Origin of the sequence: Sandarakinorhabdus rubra (assembly GCF_010994245.1) — a bacterium.
Taxonomy (GTDB): domain Bacteria; phylum Pseudomonadota; class Alphaproteobacteria; order Sphingomonadales; family Sphingomonadaceae; genus Sandarakinorhabdus; species Sandarakinorhabdus rubra.
In genome coordinates this window covers 1-4,212 of record NZ_WMHO01000221.1, presented here as the reverse complement: position 1 = coordinate 4,212, position 4,212 = coordinate 1, and the positions used below count along the sequence as shown (strand labels likewise).

Sequence of the window (4,212 nt, the reverse complement as noted above, 5' to 3'; positions counted from 1 at the left end):
CTGACGGGCAGGCCGGCCGCGCTTCGGCGCCGGCGTCACCGCCACCTTCACCCCGCGCCGGCCCAGCGCCTCGCGCAGCAGCATCTCGATCTGGGCGTTCAGGCTGCGCAGTTCGGCCGCCGCCAGCCCTTCCAGGGCCGCATGAAGCACCGGATCAAGTCTGAGGGCAAAGGCCTTCTTCGCCGCCATCACGCCATCAATAGAGGCTGCCGGCGTTGACCACGGGCTGGGTGTCGCGTTCGCCGCAGAGCACGACCATCAGGTTGGAAACCATGGCCGCCTTGCGCTCGTCGTCCAGCTCGACCACCTGCTTTTCGCTCAGCTGCGCCAGCGCCATCTCCACCATGCCCACCGCGCCGGCCACCAGCGTCTCGCGCGCCGCCACGACCGCGGCGGCCTGCTGGCGGCGCAGCATGGCGCCGGCGATCTCGGGCGCATAGGCGAGGTGCGTGAAGCCGCATTCATCGACGGTGATGCCAGCCACGCTCAGCCGCTCGATCAGCTCGGTGCGCAGCTCGCCCGACACCCGGTCATGGTCGCCGCGCAGCGTCACCTCCTTGTGCTCGAAATCATCATAGGGGTAGCGCGCGCCGATGGTGCGCACCGCCACCTCCACCTGGGCCGTCACGAAGGTGCGATAATCATCGACATCGAACAGCGCCTGCGCGGTGTCGGTGACGCGCCACACCAGCTGGGCGGCGATCTCCACCGGGTTGCCGCGCAGGTCATTCACCTTCACCTGCTGGGAAATCAGGTTGTTGGCGCGCAGGGAGATCTTCTTCTTGCCCATCCACGGCCACACCCAGCGCAGGCCGTTGGTGCGATCGGTGCCGCGATAGGCGCCGAACAGCGTGATGGCCGCCGCCTCGTTGGGCTGCAGGCTGTAGAGGCCAACGAGCACGAACAGCGCCACGAAGCCGAGAAGGATGCCGAACAAGATGCCGCCCGGCCCGCTGCCGGCGACACCCGCAATGAAGTTCCACGCCGCCGCCCCAAGCAGGAACAGCGCCAGCAGCAGCATGATGAGGCCATTGCCCCCGCTGGCCGGGGTTTCCCGGCTGGGGGCGGTGCGCGTGACAATGTCCATGGTCACTCCCGACTGAATTATGATATCATCATTATATCATTTCAGCGGGTGCGGCAAGCTGTGCCGCTCAGTCCGGGTCGCGCTTTTCCAGATCGCGGAAATTGTCGTTCTTGCGGGTGTCGGACAGCATGATGAAGGCCGCCACCCCGAGCGAGGCGAGGATGAGGATGATGACCACCATGGCGCTCAATCCTGCTTGTCGTCGGCGGGCGGCGCCTCGCCGTGCCGGCGGCGCTTCCACAGGTTCGCCGGGTCCTTGGAAAACAGGTAGCCGAACCAGACGAACATGGCGAGGTTGAGCACGCCGACGAGGATGATGCCAGTCATGCCCGTCCCTTTACGCCAGCCGGCCCTGGCTGGCGAGGTGTCAGGGGGTGAATAGATTGTCGCGCGGGAAGCCGGTGGGCGGCATCCGCCCGGCGCTGGCGCGGGCGCCCTTCCAGAAGGTGAGATCGCTTTCGGTGCGGGTGCGCCCCGAACCGCCGCCCATGGGCCACGACAGGCCCTCGGCCATCACGAAGGTGCGCGCGTCCGACAGGCCGCCATCCTTGTATTTCTGAAGGCTCACGCCCTGGCCGGACCGCATTTGCGGCAGTTCGGTCAGCGGAAACACCAGCAGTTTGCGGTTCTCGCCGATCACCGCCACCATGTCGTCGGCGGGCGCGATCCAGCGCACCAGCTTCAGCCGCGCGCCGGCCTTCGGGCTCATCACCTGGCGGCCCTTGCGGGTTTCCGCCAGCAGTTCGCCGGCCTCCACCTGGAAGCCGCGGCCGTCGCTGGCGGCCAGCAGCAGGCGCGCGTCGGGCCGGTGGGCGAACAGCGCCACGATGTCGGTGCCTTCGGCCAGGTCGATCATCAGCCGCACCGGTTCGCCCAGCCCGCGCCCGCCGGGCAGGCGATCGGGCATCAGCGTGTAGAAGCGCCCGTCGCTGGCCGCCAGCACCAGCCGGTCGGTGGTCTGGGCGTGGAAGGCATGGGCCGGGCCATCGCCTTCCTTGAACTTCAACGCTTCGGCAGAGGCGAGATCGATGTGGCCCTTCATCGCCCGGATCCAGCCCTTGGCCGAACAGATGACGGTGATCGGCTCCTTCTCGATCATCGCCTCGATGGGCACGATCGTCACCTGCGGCGCCGCCTCGACACTGGTGCGGCGCCGGCCGAGCAGCGTGGTGGGGCCATAGGCCTCGCGCAGGCGCCCAAGGTCGGCGGCCAGCCGCTCGGTCTGCAGCGCCTCGCTGGCGATCAACGCCTTCAGCCCGCGCGCCTCTTCGGTCAGCGCCTTGTTCTCGCGGGTGATCTCGATCTCCTCCAGCTTGCGCAAGCTGCGCAGCCGCATGTTGAGGATGGCCTCGGCCTGCACGTCGGTCAGGGCGAAGGCGGCGATCAGCTCGGCCTTGGCATCATCGGCCTCGCGGATGATGCGGATCACCTCGTCGAGGTTGAGATAGGCCTTCAGGAGCCCGCCCAGCACCTCCAGCCGCGCCTCGATGCGGCCCAGCCGATAGCGGCTGCGCGCCAGCAGCACGCCGCGCTGGTGCACCAGCCATTTCGCGATCACCGACTTGAGGCCGAGCACGCCGGGCCGGCCTTCATCGAGCACGTTCATGTTCAGGGGCACGCGCACTTCAAGGTCGGTGAGCTTGAACAGGCTCTCCATCAGCATCGCCGGGTCGACATTGCGCGATCGCGGCGTGATGACGATGCGCAGGCTCTCGGCGCTTTCGTCGGCAATGTCGGCCAGGATCGGCAGCTTCTTCTCGGCGATCAGTTCGGCCAGCTGCTCGATCAGCTTGCCCTTCAGCACCTGGTAGGGGATTTCGGAGACGATGATCGTCCAGGTGCCGCGGCCCTGGTCTTCCACCGACCAGCGGGCGCGCAGGCGGAAACTGCCGCGCCCGGTGCGATAGGCTTCGGCAATGCTGGCCGCCGGCTCCACCAGCACGCCGCCGGTGGGAAAATCGGGCCCGGTCACGAAGCCGAGCAGCGCCGCCTCGTCGGTGTCGGGATCGGCGAGCAGGGCGAGGGCTGCATCCACCACCTCGGCCGGGTTGTGCGGCGGGATGGAGGTGGCCATGCCCACCGCGATGCCGCTGGCGCCGTTGACCAGCAGGTTGGGGAACAGGCCGGGGAAGATCTCCGGCTCCTCCTCCTCGCCATTGTAGGTGGCGCGGAACGGCACCGCCTCCTCGTCCAGCCCGTCCATCAGGCGGATGGCGGCGTCGGTCAGCCGCGCCTCGGTGTAGCGCATGGCGGCGGCATTATCGCCATCGATGTTGCCGAAATTGCCCTGGCCATCCACCAGCGGCACGCGCAGCGCGAAATCCTGCGCCAGCCGCACCATCGCGTCATAGACCGACTGGTCGCCGTGCGGGTGATATTTGCCGATCACGTCGCCCACCACGCGGGCGCATTTCTTGTAGGCCTGGTCGGGATTGAGCCGCAGCAGCCGCATCGCCCACAACAGGCGGCGGTGGACGGGCTTCAGGCCATCGCGCAGATCGGGCAGCGAGCGTGCGGTGATGGTGGAGAGGGCATAGACCAGGTAGCGCTCGCCCAGCGCGGCACCGAACGGGGCATCGAGGATGGAAGTCGCTTCATCGGGGGGCAGGCTGGCCATGAAGCTGGGTTAGCCGCGCCGTCAGGCGGGCGCAAGCAACAGGCCCACCAGCCGGTCGCGCCCCTGCCGCAGCCGCGTCTCGGCCGGGTTGCCAGCCAGCAGATTGCGGAACAGGAAATGGCCCGACAGCTTCAGGCCATCGGCAAGGGCATCGGCATCGGCCGGCCCGCCCGCCAGCACGAAGCCGGGCAATGGCAGCAGGCGGGCGGCATAGGGCGCCCCGGCGGCGCGGGACACGGCCTGGCGCGATTTCGGGGACACAAAGGCCAGATCCTCGCGCACCCCGGTGGCGGCGCAGGCCGAAAGGTCCAGCCCAAGCCCCAGCTCGCCGAGCAGCGCCAGTTCCAGCCGCACCAGCGCCGCGCCCAGCGTCAGCCGGTCCGCCCCGGCGCCAGCGGCGGCGAACAGCGCGGCGATGAGCGGAAAGACGATGGGGTGAGCCTCGCCCTCCGGCAGCGCGGCGGCGGCCAGGCCGGCGACATGCTCCACCACGGCCATGGCGGCCGGC

Annotated in this window: 5 protein-coding genes; all 5 read right to left on the bottom strand. The window is 68.9% G+C overall.

The window, feature by feature from the left end; all coding sequences use genetic code 11:
• Positions 1-189: toxin-antitoxin system HicB family antitoxin (locus GJV64_RS12065; RefSeq protein WP_164157457.1), on the bottom strand; the 189-nt coding region annotated here is incomplete at its 3' end.
• A gap of 7 nt (positions 190-196) precedes the next feature.
• The gene (locus GJV64_RS12060) at positions 197-1,087 is read right to left on the bottom strand and encodes an SPFH domain-containing protein (RefSeq protein ID WP_164157456.1); all 891 of its coding nucleotides are present in this window, start codon (positions 1,085-1,087) and stop codon (positions 197-199) included.
• 186 nt (positions 1,088-1,273) lie between these two features.
• Positions 1,274-1,414, bottom strand: coding sequence for a hypothetical protein (locus GJV64_RS12055; RefSeq protein WP_164157455.1), 141 nt, complete (start codon positions 1,412-1,414; stop codon positions 1,274-1,276).
• 40 nt (positions 1,415-1,454) lie between these two features.
• A complete protein-coding gene (gene parC, locus GJV64_RS12050; protein WP_164157454.1) occupies positions 1,455-3,704 on the bottom strand; it encodes a DNA topoisomerase IV subunit A in 2,250 nt (749 codons plus the stop codon).
• Between the two features lie 21 nt (positions 3,705-3,725).
• Positions 3,726-4,212: DNA repair protein RecO C-terminal domain-containing protein (locus tag GJV64_RS12045; protein ID WP_205599620.1), on the bottom strand; the 487-nt coding region annotated here is incomplete at its 5' end.